This window comes from Brevibacterium sp. FAM 27836 (assembly GCF_051351055.1).
Taxonomy (GTDB): domain Bacteria; phylum Actinomycetota; class Actinomycetes; order Actinomycetales; family Brevibacteriaceae; genus Brevibacterium.
Genome location: NZ_CP195711.1, coordinates 348,467 through 365,003 on the forward strand (window position 1 = coordinate 348,467; position 16,537 = coordinate 365,003).

The following is a 16,537-nucleotide window of genomic DNA, read 5'->3' on the forward strand; positions in this document are numbered from 1 at the left end:
CCTACCCTATCGGGCCGAGCCGACCACCTCGGTCATCACGTGGCCTCTGCTCGGCACGAACAGGAGAATCATGGCAGGATTGGCAGTGATGGGACGCTCGAATGCATGGACCTCGGAGGTCGACTGGCACACCGGCCGATGGCAGGCCCGCACCGCATCCGCCCCGCATCACAGCTGGGCGCCTCCGCCGCCTCGCGGACTGTTGCCCAAACGTCCGCTGACCTTCATCGAGGCACTCGATTCCGGGTTTCGGCTGCTGCGATTCGCGCCGGGGCTGAGCATCGGCTCCTCCCTCATCGTCTTCACGCTCTGGAGCCTTCTGCTCACCGCCATCGGCACATTCGTCGCCGTGCAGTTCCTGCCGTTCCTCTACGATCTCAGCGGCAACGACGAGGCCCTCTCCGGCTTCCTCGCCCTCGCCCAGCTGGGATCGGCTGCTCTCAGCCTGCTCAGCCTCGGACTGGCACATCTGCTCTCCGGACTCATCGCCACCGGCACCCGCGCCTCCTTCGGAGCACGCAGGACCACCCTGTCCGAGGCGTGGAAGGCCCTAGCCGGCCGTCGGCTGCGCCTGGTCTCAGCGACCGTGCTCATGTCGGCGATCAACCTCGGCCTGCTGCTCGCCCTCGCCGCCCCCACCGCTCTGTTCGCTCTCATCGATTCTCCGGTTCTCGCCTTCGTCTGGGCCGGAATCGCCGTGCTGCTGTGGCTGCTCGCACTCCTGTGGATCAATCTGCGCCTGTCCTTCCTCGGCGCATCGATCGTCGTCGAGGATCTCAATGTGCGCGCCGGGATCCGCCGGTCGTGGGCGCTGACATCGCGCGGGTACTGGAGGCTGCTCGGTCAGCTGGCGCTCGGCTATTTCCTGTCGAATCAGCTCGTCCAGCTCGTCATCTCACCGCTGGTCTTCGTCATCTCCATCGCCGTCGGCCTCGGCTTCGCCACGACGGAGGGCAACGACACCGCACAGCTCGTCCTCGGAGTCGTCGCCGGCGGTCTGCTGCTGGCTCTGACGCTGATCTCCTCAGCCGTGCTCTTCGCCTACTTCTCCTGCCTCGTCACGGTCTGCTACTTCGACCAGCAGATGCGCACCGAAGGTCTCGACCTCGTCCTCATCCGCAGTGAGGAGGAGCGATGACCGGCAGCCTCTTCACCACCGCGGTCTCGGTGGCCCAGCTCAGCGCCGCCTCGGCGAGCATCGACCGCAGGACCGGCCGCGAATGGGTCGAACATGAACTGTCGAAGCAGGAATACGCGGCCAACGACCTCACCCCGCTCGAGCAGATCGGCCAGTGGCTGTCCTCGCTGTGGGATTCCCTCGTCAGCGCCGCGCTGGGGGCGAATTCGCCGTGGCTGCTGCTCCTCGTCGTGCTCGCCGTGATCGCGATCATCGCCCTCATCATCTGGCGCATCCGCCGTGCCGGGTTCCGCCGCACCGGCCTCCCGCTGTCGGCCTTCGACCCGGTCGTGTCCCTGCCCGAACCCGGTCCGTGGCGCGAGAGCGCGGCCCGGGCCGCGGCCGCGGGAGACTTCGAGACTGCGGTCATCGACGAGTCCCGCGCGATCTTCGCGATCCTCTCGGTCAAGCAGATCGTGTCGTTGGAGTCCTCGGCGACGGCCAATGAGATCGCCCACGACGCCGAGGCGGCCCTGCCCGACCACGGCCCGGACCTGCACCGCGTCGCTGAGGTCTTCAACGACCTCCTCTACGGACAGAGGACCGCACAGCGGTCGCGACCGGACCGAGACCTGTCCGCGGTCTACGCGCAGCAGTGCGCTCTCGACCGGAGCCTGAGCGCGCTGCCGGTCCGCAACAGGCAGGAGGCACCGGCATGAGCGCACAGCTGGATGTGGCCACCCGCGGCACCCGTTCGAGCACCCGCATCCCCTTCGGCACCCGGATGCGTTCGGTCGGAGTCTGGATCACAGCGGCCATCGTCATCCTCATCGTCGTCATCGCGATGATGGTCCTCACAACCGATGACGAAGTCGACGAGCCCCTCCACTTTGATTCGACCTCGCGGAGCGGGACGAAGGCTCTTGTCGAGACGCTGCGCGCCCACGGCGTCGAGGTGACCACCACCGAGGACAAGAAGACGGCACGCACCGCAGCCGCACGTCCCGATACGACCCTGCTCATCCCCGCCAACACCGATGCCCTGTCGGCCGGGGACATCAACGGGTTCGAATTCACTCTGCGCAAGCACGCCAATCGGCTCGCGCTCGTCGACCCGGGCGCGAACGTCGCCTCATTCACCGACCGCATCACCGTCAATGACAATGGGAGTCCGCTGAGCACCCCGGACCCGGTGTCACAACCGGACTGTTCGGCCCCGAGTGCCCGTGCCGCCGGCACCGTGACCACCGGTGAGATGGAATACGCCGAAACGGCGAAGGGCACCGACGGCATCACCGCGTGCTACCCGTTCGCGGGCCCGGGTGTGACGGAGGTCGACGGCGCCGAGGTGGCTCCCGGATCCGCACGCGGACAGTTCGTCACCGATACCGGTGGTCCGGTCCCCCTGACCGTGATCGGCAATCCGGAGTGGGTGACGAACGAACACATCGATGAAGAGGGCAACGCCGCCCTCGCCCTCTCGACGCTGTCGGAGACCGACCATCTCGTCGTGTACTACCCGCAGTTCGACGCCGATGAGCAACCGCCGCCGTCGCTCATCGACTACGTGCCCAGGTGGTTCCTCGCCGGTGCCCTGTGGCTCATCCCCTGCACGCTCGTCCTCCTCCTCGTCCTCGGGCGGAGGTTCGGCCCCCTGGCCGTCGAGCGACTGCCCGCGATCGTGCCCGCTGTGGAGACAGTCCACGGCCGTGCTGCCCTGAGCTCCCGCAGCCACGACCGTGCCGGTGCTCTGCACACTCTGCGCACAGCGGCGCTGCTGAGGATCGCCAAACGTCTGGCGCTGAGCCCCGATGCCCGCATGCCGGACATCCTCGACCGCATCGCCGCAACCACCGGGGCGGATCCGGCTCTGCTCCATCATGTCTTCGTCTCGGCTCCTGTGCGTACGGATGCCGAACTCACCGACCTCGTCCATCAACTCACCCAGATCGAAAGTGAGATCCCATGACCCAGTCGCCGCAGGACAACTCCGCACCCCAGACTCCCGCTGCCCCGGAGGCCCCCGCACCGGACACGCCCCCTGCTCCGCAGACCCCGGTCGGTGGCGAGGCCCCCGCCCAGCAGGTGACTGCGCCGGGACCGGATCCGCTGCGCGAGGCCTTCACCGGTGTGCGCACCGAGATCGCCAAAGCCGTCGTCGGTCAGGACCAAGCGGTCACCGGAATGCTCATCGCTCTGCTGAGCCAGGGACACGTCCTCCTCGAAGGTGTGCCCGGAGTCGCCAAGACACTCCTCGTGCGCAGCTTCGCCGCCGCCGTCTCCCTCGAGAGCTCACGCGTCCAGTTCACCCCTGACCTCATGCCCAGCGATGTCACCGGTTCGCTGGTCTTCGACGCCTCGGCCGCTGACTTCTCGTTCCGTCCCGGACCGGTGTTCACGAACATCCTCATCGCCGATGAGATCAACCGCACCCCGCCGAAGACCCAGTCGGCGCTGCTCGAAGCGATGGAGGAGCACCAGGTGTCCGTCGGTGGTCGTCCCCGCCGGCTGCCCGAACCGTTCCTCGTCGCCGCCACGCAGAACCCCGTCGAATACGAAGGCACCTATCCGCTGCCGGAAGCCCAGCTCGACCGGTTCCTGTTCAAACTCGTCCTCGACCTGCCGGAACGTGAACACGAGTTCGAGATCCTCGAGCGCCACGCTCGCGGCTTCGATGCCGCCGAGCTCTCGGCGGCGGGCCTGCGCCCGGTCGTCGACGCCGACCTCATCGCCGGCGCCCGTGAGGCCATCGCGGGAATATACATCGCGCCGCAGATCATCACCTATGTCGTCGATCTCGCCCGCGCCACCCGCCGGGCCCCGTCCCTGGCGCTGGGTGTCTCCCCCCGAGGAGCGACGAGGATGCTCGGAGCCGCCCGCGCCCACGCGTGGCTGAGCGGACGGAACTACGTCACCCCCGACGATGTCAAGGCACTGGCGCATATGACGCTCGGTCACCGTGTCATCCTGCGGCCCGAGGCGCAGATGGACGGCCTCGACGTCAATCAGGTCCTCGATTCGATCATCGCCACCACCGAAGTTCCGCGCTGAATGACCGCCCGGCTGTTCCTGCTCACTCTCCTCGGTCTCGTTCCGATCCTCCTCGTGCCCACCTGGACGATGGGGCTCATCGTGATCGGGGTGCTCATCATCGTCGGAGTCCTCGACTTCTTCCTCGTCCCCCGTATCCATGATCTGCGGCTGCAGCGCACACCGGGCCCCCTCGTCCGCCTCGGCGCCGGGACCCACAGCACGCTGACGCTGATCAACGATTCGCCGCGGCGACTGCGACTGGACGTCCGTGACGCGTGGGCGCCGAGCGCCGGAGCGGTGAGGACCCGCTCACATCATGACCTGGCGCCCGGCGAGGAGGCCGAGGTGCGCACAGCACTGCTGCCGGTCAGGCGTGGAGCCCTGCCGGCCGATCTGGTGACGGTGCGCAGCCGCAGCGTGCTCGGTCTCATCGCCCGCCAGAAGAGCATCGAGGTCCCCGCCGAAGTCCGTGTGCTGCCCCCGTTCGCCTCTCGCCGGGAACTGCCGTCGAAGACGCAGAAGCTGCGTGAGCTCGAGGGCCGGTCCGCGGTGATGATCCGCGGCCTGGGCACCGAGTTCGATTCGCTGCGCGACTATGTCGACGGTGATGATGTGCGCTCCATCGACTGGCGGGCCAGTGCCCGCGCTCAGGATCTCGTCGTCAAGACGTGGCGACCGGAGAAGGACCGAAGGGTCGTCATCGTCGTCGACTCCTCCCGCTTCGCCGCCCGCCGCTGCGGTGAGGGTACGGTCTTCGATGCGGCCCTCGAAGCGTCTCTGCTGCTCACCGCCCTGGCCACCGGAGCAGGCGACCGCGTCGATGTCATCGTCGCCGATGCCCGGGTGCGCGCCATGGCCTCGAGCCGACGCGCCCACGACCCGGTCCATGACCTGTCGGTGGTATTGACCCCGGTGCATCCGGAGCTCTTCGACGCGGATTGGGAGTCGATCACCGCCTCGGTGCTGGCCACGGCTCGTCAGCAGGCGCTCGTCGTGCTGGTCACGCAGCTCGATGAGTCGACGCTCGCCGACGACATTCTGCCGGTCCTGCCCACCCTGACCAGCCGTCACCGGGTGGTCGTGGCCAGTGTCGAGGATCCTTCCCTGCGTGTCCTCGCCGAGGCTCGCGGTGATGCCGAGGAGATCTACACCGCGGCCGCCGCCGAGGCGGAGCTGCTGACGACGACCTCGTTGCGGACCCGTCTGCGTGGGCTCGGTGTGTCCTCGGTGCAGGCCGCACCGGAGGATCTTCCCGGTGCCCTGGCCGACCTCTACATCCGGCTCAAGGTCACCGGGGGCCTGTGAACCGGTTCCCGGCCCCGGACTCATCTGCCAGCTCACACGGACCCGTCGGCGGCCGCTGACCGGGTGTTCTAACGGTCGGTGGAGATGACGGAATAACCGGCCTGATGTTCGTCGAGATCGGCGCTGAGTCCGGCCTCGGCCGCGCGTTTGCCGAAGTGCCGGGCATAGAGGACGACGGCCGCGGTGTAGAGGACTCCGATGGCGATCTTGAGCACCGGCGGAATCGGGTTCGGAGTCACGAACCCCTCGATGAGGCCCGAACCGAAGAGCAGAATCACGAGTCCGCCGGCGACGATGAGCAGCGACCGGGCTTCGGAGGCGAGCTTGTCACGACGGAGTCGGGGCCCCGGCACGACCCAGGCGAAGAAGAGTCGCAGGCCGGCGGCTGCGGCGAGGATGATGCAGCTGATCTCGGGGATCCCGTGCGGCAGGATGTAGAGGAAGAAGTCTGACGCTCGGTCGAACTCGAACATCATGGCGCCGGAGAAGCCGACGTTGATCGCGTTGGAGAACAGTCCGGCGACGACATAGACGCCGGTGATGCCCAGGAGGACGAATTGGACGGCGATCCACGCATTGTTCGTCCACACGCCCACCGCGAAGAATCCGTTCGGGTTCTCCTTGTAGTAGTCGACGAAATCGTGTTCGGCGAACTGTCTGCGGAACTCACGGTCGCCGAAGGTCTCGAGCACTTCCGGGTGCATTCCCGCCCACACTCCGGAGACGACGGCGACGGCGAGGAACGCCGCGGCCACGATGACGAAATCCCAGCGCAGGCGGTACAGCGACAGCGGCAGGCTGATGACGAAGAAACGCGACAGACCCGACAGTCCCCCGCTCGGTACGGAGGACAGATGGTTGCGGGAACGGTGGACGATCGCGGAGAGCCGGGCGGCTTCGAGCGAGTCCGGGGCGACGGTCATGATCCGAGAGAGATCCTTCGACGCCGCCCGGTAGAGGTCGAGGAACCGTGTCGTCTGATCGGGGGTCAGCGTGTTCTTCTTCGCCAGTGCCGACAGCTCCTGCCAGTCATCGCCATGCAGCTCGGCCAGAAGGTTCGGATCCATGCCTCCACTCTATCGGAGACCGCATGCCTCATGACGATTTCTCGACTGGATATGACACGATGGACCGGTGAGTACTCTGGTCACCAGTGAAGCCGTCGAACTCAACGTCCAGCCAGCCGCGTTGGCGGCACGCGCGTTGAGCTGCCTCATCGACTACATCGTCTATTCCCTCGTGAACATCGGGCTGCTCATCGCCACGTTCTGGCTGCTGCTGGCCGCGCTCGACGTCAATGGGCTGCTGCTGGCCTCGATCATGACCATCATGACGGTGTCCGTGTTCGTGCTGCTGCCGATGCTCGTCGAGGTGCTCAGCCACGGCCGGTCGCTGGGAAAGCTCATCCTCGGGCTGCGCATCGTCCGCGACGACGGCGGCGCCGTGCGGTTGCGTCATTCGTTCATCCGCGCACTGCTGTGGCCCTTCGAGATCCTGTCCACCGGCGGCGGTATCGCCGCTCTGTCCGGGCTCGTCTCACCTCAGGCGAAGCGCCTCGGCGATTATCTGGCCGGCACCGTGGCGGTGAGCGAACGCAGCGCTCCGCCTCCGCCGATGCACACACATGTGGCACCGCAGCTGCAGGCGTGGCTGGCCCGCACGGACGTGTCCGCAGTGCCCGCGGGCCTGCACCGGCGCATCGTCCAGTTCCTCGCCATGGCGCCGCAGCTCGGCAACGAATCGAGATGGCAGCGGGCGATCGAACTCGCCACCGAACTCAACCCCTATGTCGCGCCGGCACCACCGGAGGGAACCTTCCCCGAACAGTTCCTGTCCGCGGTCATCCACCGAATCCGCGCCGCCGAAGTCGACACGCTCCGGCAGCGCGCGGCCCGGGCGGAGAAGTTCAGAGCCGGGGTCGACACGCTCCCCCACGGCCTGAGCCTCCACCGCCGCTGAGCGAGCCGCCAGCAGGGCGCTGAGCGCGTCGACGACAGCGTGCTGAGCCTGCCCGGCGGCGTCGCACCTGCATATGCCGGCGAAAGCGCACTGAGGCTGCTGGCGGCGTCAGTAGCGGTAGTGATCGGGTTTGTACGGTCCGGCCACGTCGACGCCGATGTATTCGGCCTGTTCCTTGCTCAGTTCGCTCAGCTTCGCTCCGAGCGCGGGCAGGTGCAGACGTGCGACCTTCTCGTCGAGTTCCTTCGCCAGCCGGTGCACCGAATCATCGTAGCGTTCGTGGGCGGTCCACAGTTCGATCTGGGCGAGCACCTGATTGGCGAACGACGCGCTCATGACGAACGACGGGTGCCCGGTGGCGTTGCCGAGGTTGAGCAGCCGCCCTTCGGAGAGGACGAGGAAGTCCGTCCGCTCCCGGTCGAGTCCCGCCTCGGCGGGCACCGGAACGGACCATTCGTGGACCTGCGGTTTGATCTCGATCTTCTCCACACCGGGCAGCCGGGACAGTCCGGCCAGGTCGATCTCATCGTCGAAGTGGCCGACGTTGCCGACGATCGCTCCGGGCTTGAGCGTCTGCAGCACCTCGACGTTCACGACTCGGGTGTTCCCGGTCGTGGTGATGATGATGTCGGCCTGTGGTGCCGCCTCGGCGAGGTGGGAGACCTGGTAGCCGTCCATCGTCGCCTGCAGTGCGCAGATCGGGTCGATCTCGGTGACGATGACGCGCGCCCCCTGACCGCGCAGGGCTTCTGCGGCGCCTTTGCCCACGTCTCCGTAGCCGACGACGACGGCGATCTTGCCGCCGATGAGCACGTCGGTGGCGCGGTTGAGTCCGTCGGGCAGGGAATGGCGGATGCCGTAGCGGTTGTCGAACTTCGACTTCGTCACCGAGTCATTGACGTTGATGGCGGGGAACGGCAGCGCTCCCTGCTCGGCGAGGCGGTAGAGGCGGTTGACTCCGGTCGTCGTCTCCTCGCTCACGCCCTTGATGCCGGTGGCCAGCCGGGCGAAGCGGCCCGGGTTCGCCTCGATCGCCGCTGCGATCTGGGTGAGCAGGACCTTGAATTCCTCCGGGTCGTCCTCGGCTGCGGTGGGTACTCCCCCAGCGGACTCGAATTCGGTGCCTTTGAGCACGTACATGGTGGCATCGCCGCCGTCGTCGAGGATGAGATTCGGGCCCTCGGGGAAGTCGAAGATCTTGTCGGCTGCCCACCAGTACTCCTCGAGCGTCTCGCCCTTCCACGCGAAGACCGGGACCCCTGCCGGAGCCTCGGGTGTCCCGGAGCCGACGACGACGGCGGCTGCGGCCTCGTCCTGGGTGGAGAAGATGTTGCAGCTGGCCCAACGGACTTCGGCGCCGAGGGCCACGAGGGTTTCGATGAGCACCGCGGTCTGCACGGTCATGTGCAGGCTGCCGGCGATGCGGGCACCGGACAGAGGCGCTGAGGCGGCGAACTCGTCGCGCAAGGCCATGAGCCCGGGCATCTCCCGTTCGGCCAGGCGGATCTGGTGCCGACCGGCCTCGGCAAGGGTGAGATCGGCGACCTTGAAGTCGGTGGAATCGAGCACGGTACCTCCATATGGCGGGCTGTCGGATCGTGTTCGAGTCTATTGCCCGAACAGCTGGCTTGTCCCACCCGGCCCGGTCCGCGGACAGAGAACCGGTCGGTCAGGCGCGAGCGGTGACGAAGTCGCTGACCCGATCCCGCAGTTCCTGCATCCGGGCGACGTCCGCGGCTTCGACGTTGAGCCGGACGAGGGGTTCGGTGTTCGACTTGCGCAGGTTGACCCACCAGTCGTGACCTTGGAGTCCGATGCCGTCGAGGTCGTCGACCGTGTTGTCCGGGAAGTCTCCGGCGTGTGCGGCGAAGTCCGAGAGCACGGCGTCGGGGTCGGCCACGGTGAAGTTGATCTCCCCGGACTGCGCGAAACGGTCGAAGGAGTCCACGAGTCGGGAGGCGGGTGCTCCGGACTCGGCCAGGGCCGAGATGAGGTGGCAGGCGGCGAGCATGCCTGAGTCCGCGCCGAAGAACTCCTCGAAGTAGAAGTGGGCGGAGTGTTCGCAGGCGAAGACCGCTCCGGTTTCGCGCATGAGGGTCTTGATCCCGGAGTGTCCGACCTTCGAGCGCAGGGCACGCCCGCCGGCGGCCGTGATCGTCTCGGCCACGCTGCGGGAGGTGATGAGGTTGTGGATGACGGTGGGCTGTTCGTTGCCCTGAGCTCGTGCGCGGGCGATCTCTCGTTCGGCGACGAGGGCGCCGACGGCCGAAGCCGACATCGTCGCTCCTGTCTCGTCGATGAAGAAGCAGCGATCGGCATCGCCGTCGAAGACGAGTCCGAGATCCGCCCCGGTCTCGACGATGGCGTGGGCGGCGTCGACGAGGTTCTCGGGCTTGAGCGGATTCGCTTCGTGGTTGGGGAAGGTGCCGTCGAGTTCCGTGTACAGCCCGATCACCTCGAAGGGCACCGAGGCGGCTCCCGCGTCGGTGCCGAAGACCTCCCCGAGGAGCCGGCCGGCCATGCCGTTGCCGGCGTCGAGGACGATCTTCAGTCCCGTGACCTCTTCGATGCGGGTCAGTGCCCGCATCCGCGCGACGTACTGTTCGCGCATGGTCTTCGCTGCCCCTTCGTCGACGGCGACGGCACGGCCATCGTTGAGAGGTGCCGTGGCGGCGAGCTCCCTGACTCGGGACAGACCGGAGGCGAGGCTGACCCCGGCGGCGCGGGGGCCGCAGATCTTGATCCCGTTGTAGTCGGCGGGGTTGTGGCTGGCGGTGATCATCGCGCCGGGGACGTCGAAGATCCCCGAGGCGAAGTAGAGCTGGTCGGTCGAGCACAGTCCCAGCAGCATCGGTCGTGATCCGGCGGCTTCGACTCCCGCGGCGAAGGCGTGGGCGAACCCGGGCGAGCTCGGGCGCATGTCATGTCCGAGGACCACCTCGGTGGTGGAGTGGAGCTCGGCCATCGTCGCTGCGGTCGCGAAGCCGAGGGCGAAGAGGATGTCATCGTCGAGCTCGTCCGGGATGCGCCCGCGGATGTCATAGGAGCCCACGACCGCGGTGAGGGCTGCGGTGCGGTGCGGGGCCGGGCCCGCGTCGTTCGAAGCGGGGTCCGGTGTCTCGGGCGAGGCTTCGGACGGGGACGAGCCGGTGGGACTCATGAGTCGCCGATGATGCGCAGGTGGCCGTGCTTGCGGCCGGAGTGCGCGGAATCGTTCGCGCTGGTCTGTTCGCCGCGGGCCGGGGTCCGGTCGGCACGGTCGGCGGCTTCCCTCACGGCATCGGCGATGGCCAAGAGGTCGTCGCGACTGCGCTCGGGCGGGGCCTGCCCGGAATCGATGCGGATGAGCTGCCAGTCCACGGGCGCGGTCAGCTTGGCAGCATGTTCGGCGCACAGGTCGTGGGCACCCGGCTCGGCGCGCCTGCCCAGCGGCCCGATGACGACGGTCGCATCAGCGTGCACGTACGTCATAGTGGCGGCGGCGGGGCGCGAGCAGCTGACTTTTGAACACATTCTCACGGCTGACACAGTCCAATACTCTACACGCCGGATTCGACCGATTCGCTCAGGCGCGGCGGCCTCGCACGTAGAATGGCGTCCTATGAGATCGAGGCGACATCGCGACCGGCACGGCCGGGGCCTGCGCTCCCCGCTGCACCGGGCCGCGGTACCGGCCAAGCTGAGTCGGGCCGAGAGCTTCGCCCAGGCCGCTGCCGCCGAATTCGCCCGGATGCGCACCCGCGAACCGGATCTCCTCGCCGAGGTGGTGCTGGCCGTCGATGCGGTTCCACCGGCGAGTTCGACCGAGCCGAGTTTCGGTCGAGTGTTCCCGGCGACGGCGAATCGTGCGACCCATATCGTCCTCTACCGACGGGTCATCGAAGATCACGCCGGCACAGAGAACAGGGACGCGCTCATCGCCGAGGTGGTCGCCGATCAGGTCGATATCCTCCGCCGTACGTGACGGCCGTCTCCGCGCGGTCCCCACAGACTCGGAGCCGAAGCGGCTTCAGCCCGAACCGTGCAGCCGACTCAGCCGAGGCGGATGTCGCGGTAGGCCACACCGGTCGGTGCCGGGGCCGGAGCGACGGTGGAGATTCCATCGTCGGTCGTCACGACGGCGGTGGCGTGCACTCCCTCGGCGCGTGAGCCCGAGGCCTGGGAACCCTTGAGGACCAGAGCGCGCACCGATTCCTCGGAGACCGTGCCGGTGTCGACCACCGTCGTTCCGGTGGGGTTGAGGTCGACCGTCTGCGGGTCGGTCAGCGAACCGTTGTCGAGCATGCCCTGCACCTGCACGCGCCCCTGTCCGGGTGAGAGGTGCAGGGAGGTCTCTCCGGTGCGCGGCAGCGCCATGATCTGGGTTTCGGCCAGGGATTCGCTGGCTTGGACGCTGCCGAAATCGCTGGCGCCCTTCTTGCCGTCCTGGCCGATGAATGCTCCCGCCTGGATCTGCTGATCGGCGTCGATGACGAGACTCGTGGCCTCGAGGTCACCGAGATCGGCTTCGGCGACTCCGTGTCCGACCACGGTCATCGACTGTCGGGGAATGTCGATTTCGCCATCGGGGCCGAAGGCCTTGAGTCCGACCTCGGCCAGCCCCTTGCCCGGGTTCGCCACACGCACCCGGACGTCTTTGCCGTTCAAGCCGGTGAGCACCTGCTGACGGTCGGCATCCGCGCCGGCTGCGGCAAGGTCGATTCCCTGAGGTTTGAGCCCGTCGAGCACGGTCTCCTGCACGGAGCCGGCAAGGACTCCCCCGTCGACGGTGACATCGACGGCCAGGGCTTCGGCTCCGCCTGCCAGTCCGGCCAGACGCACGGCGCGCTGTTCGCCGGCTTTGATGCTCAGTTCGGTCGGCTCGGCTGCGCCTCCACCGGGGGTCATGAGCTTGACTTCGGCCTGGACGGGAGCGTCGCCGGGGTTGCTCAGCAGCAGCTGCGAATTCGAGCCGGTGGCACCGGAGCCGGCGAGGATGCGGAAGCTGCTCGCGGCCTGTGCGCAGGTGAGTGTGGCCAGACCGGTGAGGTCGCCGGAGCTGCCTTCGACGGTTTCGAAACCGGTGGTGAGAGCGGGGGCACCGGGGCGGGCGAATCCCGTGACGACTTTCGTCGAGTCGATGCTGTCGTCGCCGGAGACGAAACCCTGCCCGGCAGGGTTGTCGAAGTCGACCGAGCCGCCGAGGTCGGCGACCTGCAGCCTCGCCGAGGAGGTCGATCCGTCCGCGGCCCCGATCGGTGCCGAAGCGGCGACGACTCGCGTCGAGACCTTCGAATCGTCGACGAACTCCGCGTCCGTGCCTTCGGCCGTTCCGTCGGTGAGCAGGGGGCCGGGGCACACGACGCGCGTGTCGGCGGTGGGCATTCGCACCTGTTCCGGACTGCGATCGAGGGTGCCCGGGGTCATTGGCGCGAGGAATGAGGTCGTGGCCACGAGCACTCCGGGTACGGCGATGGCCGCGAAGGTCATGATGCTGCGCAGATTCTTCATGCGCTCGTCTCCTTGCTGCCGTGGCCGTCGGTGCGCTCGGTCGTCCGACTCGTCCGCTCGATCGTCCGGCCCGTCCGGCCCGTCCGGCCCGTCCGGCCCGTCTGCCCGGTCGTCCGGCCCCTCTGCCCGGTCGCAGCGCCGGACTGCCTGCTGGACACGCGGGTGTGTCTGCGAGATCCGCCGAAGGGGATGGCGGCGATGATGCTCAGCGCACCGAGCACCCAGCCGGCGATGACCCCGACCGGATAGGCCGGCGAGTTGAGCGAGAGCTCGACTCGGCCGCCGGAGGCGGGGAGATCGAATTCGCTCACCCAGGTCTCCTCGGAATTTTCCGGCTGCGGCAGCACTTCGCCGTTCGAACGGGCGGTGATCCCGTCTGCGGCATCGGCGATGATCAGTGTGCGTCCGTCCTCACCGGCGGGCACCTCGGCGGTGGTGCCGTGCATCGGTGCGGTGCTCAGCCGTCCATCGGCATCGCGGATGAGGAAGCGCCCGCTGGAGGGCTTGTCGACTCGCCACAGCTGTCCGGATTCGGTGGGCCCGACGGCGATCAGCCCCTGCGCGACCGAGACGGATTTCTGCAGCCCCTCGGCGTTGGTGCCGACGAGGACGAAGTCGGCGCCGAGTTCGCCGAGGATATCGCTGACGTCTCCGGCGTCGTCGGCCGACAGGGCGGCCGCCGCCTGTGCCACGAGCACCTGGTCGTCAGGGATCGGCAGCGGGCGTCGCTGCCACGGCCATCCGCCGACGGTCTCAGCTGCGGTCACCGTCGAGGTGCCCAACACGGTTCCGTCCTCGGCCGACAGCAGAGTCGCAAGGACCTCCCCGTCGACGTTGTCCAGGCGCAGGGTGCGAGCCTTCGCGTCCCCTTCGGCACGGTCGGCGGCCAGGGCCGGGACCGTGCTGTCCTCGGTGGCTGTGACTGCCTCGGGCGAGGTCGCGGCCCGGCCGGCGCCGATGGCGAGGAGTCCGATGGAGGCGACGGCGACCAGGCCGACGAGGCCGCGCATGGGCATCCGTCCGCTGCCAGTCCGACTCGCCGCGGTGCGATCGGCCCCCAGGGACAGCAGCAGGATCGCCCCGAGGCTGATCAGGGTCAGGCCGGCGGCCGGGTAGGAGCCGATGAGATGGAATGGGCCCGTCTGTGCGGGCAGGTGCACCTGGATTGCGGCGAGGATGAGCCCGCTGAGGTAGAGTCCCACCGCCCAGGTCAGCCGAGTGAGTTCGAGCCTGGCCTCGATGAGAGTGAAGAAGGCGAGGATGAGCATCGGGAGTACGAGGACGGGTGCCCACAGCTGGAGCGCCCCCGGGCTGATTCCGCCGAGTCCGAAGTGTTCGGCGAGGTCCGCCAACCAGGACAGGTCGATCGGTCCTGGGAATCCGACGGCCAGCAGGTAGGTCGGCGCCGTCTCGGCCGCTATGATCTGTCCGGGCATGGTCAGCAGCGTTCCGGGCTCCCGCACGAGAGCCCACAGCCAGGGCCAGGCGAGGAACAGTGTCGGTGCCAGCAGCCACAGATGGCGCAGCCCGCGCCCGGTCATGAGCAGCACCGCAGTGCCGAGCACCGCCACGGTCAGCAGCAGCGGGATGCCGGAGATGATGACGAAGAGCAGCAGTCCGCTGCCGGCCGCGGCCGCGATCGATCCCGTGCGCAGACTCCGTCGCAGGCTCAGCGCCAGCAGCGGCGCGCAGATCCAGACGAGCACCACCCCGAGGCGGCCGTCTGAGAGAGCGGAGGTGAACAGCGGTGAAGCGATCCACAGCAGAGCGGCGAATCCGCGTACCCAGCGGCGTGGGAGCACGCTTCCGGCCCCGGCATAGGCGGTGATCCCGGCGAGGATCGGTGCCGCGAGCAGCAGGGTGCGGACCATGATGTCGACATGGCCGAAGAAGAGGAGTGAGAGTGTCCCGACGACGAGGTGGTAGGGGTCGGCAGGGGCTGCCGCGCCGGTCGAGACATCGAGGTGGCGGCCGAGCAGGCGGGAGAAGATCTCACCGAGGCCGACATCCGTGGCCCCCAGGGCACCGCCGTCGAGGTGGCCGGGTCCGAAGAGCCGGTAGCTGATGAAGCCGCTCATCACCACGGCGGCCAGAACCACGTAGGTCAGGGGCGCACGCAGCAGACTCGAACCGCCGGAGATCTCGAGTCGGGAGAAGGAGTCGATGGCCTCTTCGGTGTCGCCGATCGGATTGAGCTCGGCATCGGCGTCGGGCCCGCCGGTGGGCACCTCGGCAGGATGCGAGTCATCGTCCACGCCGCCCATCGACCGACGCTGGACGGCCAGTTCGTCCGCATCGGCATAGAGTGCCGCGACGTGGGAGGTGGAGGTGCGCTTGGCCGATCGGCTGCGCCGAGCATTGGCGCGGCGCAGCGGCGCCGTGGTCCTCGCGTCCGCAGGCAGACCGAAGAGGGCCCCGAGGTACCAACCGGCGGACCGGAAATTGTTCGACAGCAGCCCACCGAGGATGTGCCCGAAGTTCGAGAAGGCGAGCAGGAAGAGCAGAGCAGCCTGGCCCTGACCGGCGAGACTGAGTCGGTAGCGCTGTTCGGTGCGGATCTGGAACTTCGAAACCGGGGGCTGGGGAGAGGACCGAAGCTGAGCGGCCGCCTCGGCGGAGATCTCCATCCGTGCTCCCGGGGCCAACAGCACACGACGCCCGAGATCACGCAGCCGACGGGAGTATTCGATCCCGCGATATGCGGGACCCAGGACGCGAGAGGGGGCGCCGATGCGCGTCAGTTCGGCGGTGGCCATGAGCAGGCCGGGCAGGTCGAGGCCGAGCGTTTCGGTGCGGCTGTCACGCTGCCCCTGATCGATTTCGCCGGAGCCCACGGGATTGAAGCGCTCCCCCGCCGGAGTGGTGCTCACACCGGCGGAGACGATGCGATCGCCGCGCATGAGCTTCGGGCCCACGGCGGCGATGGATTCGGTTTCCCCGATGGCGTCGAGCAGCTCATCGAGACAGCCGGGTTCCGGTCGGCAGTCGGGGGTGAGGAACCACAGATAGTCCGAGTTCGCGACAGCGGGATCCTCGGTTGCCTCGGTCAGCGTCCGTCCCCCGAGATCCACGACTGGGATCTCGGGGAAAAGCGGACGCAGAGCTGTTTCGAGCTCGACCTTGCTGGCGTCGTCACCGGAAGTGACAACGACAGTGACAGCTGGCCTCACACGACCTTTTTCTTGAGCCGGCGGCGTTCGCGTTCGGACATGCCGCCCCAGATGCCGAAACGCTCATCGTTGGCCAGAGCGTATTCGAGGCATTCGGAACGGACGTCGCAGGATGCACAGACACGCTTGGCTTCGCGAGTCGATCCTCCCTTCTCGGGAAAGAACGCCTCCGGGTCGGTCTGGGCGCAGAGGGCCTGGTCCTGCCACGACAGTTCACCGTCTTCTGCGGCACCGAGAAGCAACGACAGCGGCGAGACCGCGGCGTTGTCCTGCTGCAGCGGCGTCAGATCACTCGGATCGACGGCGAGCGGATCAGGCAGCGTCTCGGGTGTACGTGCTCCCGGTTCGATGAACCAGTCTTCGGCACGGCGGGAGGTGACTCCCGGTGCGGCGGTGAAGTCTTCTCTCTCCCGCCATTCTCTCTGTGCGCTTTGCACGGTCTTCCCCTTTCTCACGCTCGAGC

14 protein-coding genes are annotated in these 16,537 nt (G+C 67.9%); 7 read left to right on the forward strand and 7 right to left on the reverse strand.

Annotated elements, in window-relative coordinates:
- Window positions 1-70 precede the first annotated feature (70 nt).
- Genes ACSE4D_RS01710 through ACSE4D_RS01730 form a run of 5 tightly spaced genes read left to right on the forward strand, consistent with a single transcriptional unit; the run spans window position 71 to window position 5,455 of the window.
- Window positions 71-1,138 (forward strand): hypothetical protein, encoded by a 1,068-nt coding sequence (locus ACSE4D_RS01710; protein WP_436326557.1) that lies wholly within the window; start codon window positions 71-73, stop codon window positions 1,136-1,138.
- The gene (locus ACSE4D_RS01715) at window positions 1,135-1,836 is read left to right on the forward strand and encodes a DUF4129 domain-containing protein (RefSeq protein WP_436326558.1); all 702 of its coding nucleotides are present in this window, start codon (window positions 1,135-1,137) and stop codon (window positions 1,834-1,836) included. Before ACSE4D_RS01710 ends, ACSE4D_RS01715 begins: the two co-directional genes overlap by 4 nt.
- Window positions 1,833-3,086, forward strand: coding sequence for a DUF4350 domain-containing protein (locus tag ACSE4D_RS01720; protein WP_436326559.1), 1,254 nt, complete (start codon window positions 1,833-1,835; stop codon window positions 3,084-3,086). Before ACSE4D_RS01715 ends, ACSE4D_RS01720 begins: the two co-directional genes overlap by 4 nt.
- Window positions 3,083-4,168, forward strand: coding sequence for an AAA family ATPase (locus tag ACSE4D_RS01725; protein ID WP_436326560.1), 1,086 nt, complete (start codon window positions 3,083-3,085; stop codon window positions 4,166-4,168). Before ACSE4D_RS01720 ends, ACSE4D_RS01725 begins: the two co-directional genes overlap by 4 nt.
- A complete protein-coding gene (locus ACSE4D_RS01730; protein ID WP_436326561.1) occupies window positions 4,169-5,455 on the forward strand; it encodes a DUF58 domain-containing protein in 1,287 nt (428 codons plus the stop codon).
- A gap of 68 nt (window positions 5,456-5,523) precedes the next feature.
- Here ACSE4D_RS01730 and ACSE4D_RS01735 read toward each other — a convergent pair whose 3' ends face one another.
- The gene (locus ACSE4D_RS01735; RefSeq protein WP_436326562.1) at window positions 5,524-6,522 is read right to left on the reverse strand and encodes a stage II sporulation protein M; all 999 of its coding nucleotides are present in this window, start codon (window positions 6,520-6,522) and stop codon (window positions 5,524-5,526) included.
- Between the two features lie 67 nt (window positions 6,523-6,589).
- Here ACSE4D_RS01735 and ACSE4D_RS01740 point away from each other — a divergent pair, with 67 nt between their 5' ends.
- On the forward strand, window positions 6,590-7,414 hold the full coding sequence (locus tag ACSE4D_RS01740; RefSeq protein ID WP_436326563.1) for an RDD family protein: 825 nt from the start codon (window positions 6,590-6,592) through the stop codon (window positions 7,412-7,414).
- 108 nt (window positions 7,415-7,522) lie between these two features.
- Here ACSE4D_RS01740 and ahcY read toward each other — a convergent pair whose 3' ends face one another.
- The 3 genes from ahcY to ACSE4D_RS01755 form a co-directional block, all read right to left on the reverse strand.
- Window positions 7,523-8,983 carry an adenosylhomocysteinase gene (gene ahcY, locus ACSE4D_RS01745; RefSeq protein WP_436326564.1) on the reverse strand — a complete coding sequence of 487 codons (1,461 nt, stop codon included), beginning with the start codon at window positions 8,981-8,983 and terminating at the stop codon, window positions 7,523-7,525.
- Window positions 8,984-9,083: 100 nt separating this feature from the next.
- On the reverse strand, window positions 9,084-10,574 hold the full coding sequence (manB, locus tag ACSE4D_RS01750) for a phosphomannomutase/phosphoglucomutase (RefSeq protein ID WP_436326565.1): 1,491 nt from the start codon (window positions 10,572-10,574) through the stop codon (window positions 9,084-9,086).
- Entirely contained in the window at window positions 10,571-10,927 is a 357-nt protein-coding gene (locus ACSE4D_RS01755) for a DUF3499 domain-containing protein (RefSeq protein ID WP_436326566.1), read from the reverse strand. Before ACSE4D_RS01755 ends, manB begins: the two co-directional genes overlap by 4 nt.
- Before the next feature lie 88 nt (window positions 10,928-11,015).
- Between ACSE4D_RS01755 and ACSE4D_RS01760 the strand changes: the two genes are divergently transcribed.
- On the forward strand, window positions 11,016-11,378 hold the full coding sequence (locus tag ACSE4D_RS01760) for a hypothetical protein (protein ID WP_135538127.1): 363 nt from the start codon (window positions 11,016-11,018) through the stop codon (window positions 11,376-11,378).
- Between the two features lie 68 nt (window positions 11,379-11,446).
- Here ACSE4D_RS01760 and ACSE4D_RS01765 read toward each other — a convergent pair whose 3' ends face one another.
- From ACSE4D_RS01765 to ACSE4D_RS01775, 3 genes are read right to left on the reverse strand one after another with little or no spacing between them, the layout of a single operon-like run.
- A complete protein-coding gene (locus ACSE4D_RS01765) occupies window positions 11,447-12,904 on the reverse strand; it encodes a DUF5719 family protein (protein WP_436326567.1) in 1,458 nt (485 codons plus the stop codon).
- A complete protein-coding gene (locus ACSE4D_RS01770; RefSeq protein ID WP_436326568.1) occupies window positions 12,901-16,074 on the reverse strand; it encodes a glycosyl transferase in 3,174 nt (1,057 codons plus the stop codon). Before ACSE4D_RS01770 ends, ACSE4D_RS01765 begins: the two co-directional genes overlap by 4 nt.
- Window positions 16,071-16,511, reverse strand: coding sequence for a WhiB family transcriptional regulator (locus tag ACSE4D_RS01775; protein ID WP_426937518.1), 441 nt, complete (start codon window positions 16,509-16,511; stop codon window positions 16,071-16,073). Before ACSE4D_RS01775 ends, ACSE4D_RS01770 begins: the two co-directional genes overlap by 4 nt.
- Between the last annotated feature and the right edge of the window lie 26 nt (window positions 16,512-16,537).

Coding starts and splice junctions, on each gene's coding strand:
- ACSE4D_RS01735 (WP_436326562.1), bottom strand. CDS start 6,522: ATGGATCCGAACCTTCTGGCCGAGCTGCATGGCGATGACTGGCAGGAG.
- ACSE4D_RS01765 (WP_436326567.1), bottom strand. CDS start 12,904: ATGAAGAATCTGCGCAGCATCATGACCTTCGCGGCCATCGCCGTACCC.
- ACSE4D_RS01720 (WP_436326559.1), top strand. CDS start 1,833: ATGAGCGCACAGCTGGATGTGGCCACCCGCGGCACCCGTTCGAGCACC.
- ACSE4D_RS01760 (WP_135538127.1), top strand. CDS start 11,016: ATGAGATCGAGGCGACATCGCGACCGGCACGGCCGGGGCCTGCGCTCC.
- ACSE4D_RS01715 (WP_436326558.1), top strand. CDS start 1,135: ATGACCGGCAGCCTCTTCACCACCGCGGTCTCGGTGGCCCAGCTCAGC.
- manB (WP_436326565.1), bottom strand. CDS start 10,574: ATGAGTCCCACCGGCTCGTCCCCGTCCGAAGCCTCGCCCGAGACACCG.
- ACSE4D_RS01730 (WP_436326561.1), top strand. CDS start 4,169: ATGACCGCCCGGCTGTTCCTGCTCACTCTCCTCGGTCTCGTTCCGATC.
- ACSE4D_RS01710 (WP_436326557.1), top strand. CDS start 71: ATGGCAGGATTGGCAGTGATGGGACGCTCGAATGCATGGACCTCGGAG.
- ACSE4D_RS01725 (WP_436326560.1), top strand. CDS start 3,083: ATGACCCAGTCGCCGCAGGACAACTCCGCACCCCAGACTCCCGCTGCC.
- ACSE4D_RS01755 (WP_436326566.1), bottom strand. CDS start 10,927: ATGTGTTCAAAAGTCAGCTGCTCGCGCCCCGCCGCCGCCACTATGACG.